This is a genomic window from Moorena sp. (assembly GCF_982860115.1).
Window position 1 is genome coordinate 1 of record NZ_CEYLVT010000024.1, and the last position, 1,342, is coordinate 1,342.

1 protein-coding gene is annotated in these 1,342 nt (G+C 45.4%); it reads left to right on the plus strand.

Annotated features, from left to right (window positions below):
- The first annotated feature begins 151 nt into the window (after window positions 1-151).
- Complete coding sequence (locus tag AC4II3_RS06630; RefSeq protein ID WP_488017491.1) at window positions 152-1,057, plus strand: alpha/beta fold hydrolase; 906 nt, start codon at window positions 152-154, stop codon at window positions 1,055-1,057.
- Window positions 1,058-1,342: the final 285 nt, after the last annotated feature.

The following is a 1,342-nucleotide window of genomic DNA, read 5'->3' on the forward strand; positions in this document are numbered from 1 at the left end:
GGCTTTCATCCCCGGTTTAAAAACACGGGGCTTTCAGCCTTGGGGAATTCCGTAAAATCACCACTCCTGCAGCTGACTATTCACCATAGTTACTAGGTTTTGTTACAAAATGTAAAGGTAACGCTATGGCATAACTTGGGATTTTTTGATCATGTCTTCCTCTTTCACAGCCCCAATCAGGGATCAGATTGAAACAAAAACCTGGATTTGGCAGGGCTTTTCCATTGGGTATAAAGCTTACGGTAATTCTGGACCAGCTGTGGTTATGGTGCATGGCTTTGGGGCATCTTCCGGACATTGGCGCAAGACCTTGCCAGTGTTGGGGGAAACCTGCCGATGTTATGCCATTGATTTGATTGGCTTTGGCGCTTCAGCTAAACCGACTCCTGGTATAGAGATAGACTATACCTTTGAAACCTGGGGGCAACAAATTGCCGATTTCTGTCGGGAGGTTGTTGGTGGTCCCGCTTTCTTAGTTGGAAACTCTATAGGCTGTATTGCCCTGATGCAAACCGCTGTAGATAATCCAGAGCTAGCCAAAGGAGTCGCCCTGCTCAACTTTTCTCTACGACTACTCCATGAGCGTAAACGGGCTGAACTCCCTTGGTATAAGCGTCTTGGCGCACCACTACTTCAACGATTCTTAAAGATTAAGTGGGTTGGCCAGTATTTTTTTAGTCAGCTGGCTAAGCCTAAAGTAGTGCGTAATATTCTGTTGCAAGCCTACTGTCGTCCAGAAGCTGTCACTGATGAACTGGTTGATCTAATCATGGCACCAGCAGCTGATCCCGGTGCAGCCGATGTGTTTATTGCCTTTACTAGCTATTCTCAAGGACCACTACCAGAAGACCTGATCCCAATTTTGCCTTGTCCTGCCATCATACTATGGGGCAGCGAAGACCCTTGGGAACCCATTGACTTGGGACGAGAATTAGCTAAATTCCCCACTGTAGAAAAGTTTATTCCTTTAGAAGGTTTGGGTCATTGTCCCCAAGATGAAGCACCAGAGATAGTAAACCCGATTTTGCTCAATTGGATTGGGGGAAATCCGGTTTAAGGTTACCCAGTTTAAGGTTGAAGGTTGACGGTTAGCTGGTTTAAGGTTGAAGGTTTAAGGTTGAAGGTTTAAGGTTTAAGGTTAGTTGGTTTAAGGTTTAAGGTTAGTTGGTTGAAGGTTTAAGGTTTAAGGTTACCCAGTTGAAGGTTACCCAGTTGAAGGTTGAGTTAACAACAATCGCGATCGCAAATCTCCCAACACCTCCCCAACGCCACTAGTACTCTTAACCCAACACCTAACCCCTAAAACCATTACCGTAACATTCAACGGTCAACCCTTTAACAA

What these genes read in the sequence shown, in the direction of transcription:
- AC4II3_RS06630 (WP_488017491.1), top strand. Translation starts at nt 152, where the DNA reads ATGTCTTCCTCTTTCACAGCCCCAATCAGGGATCAGATTGAAACAAAA.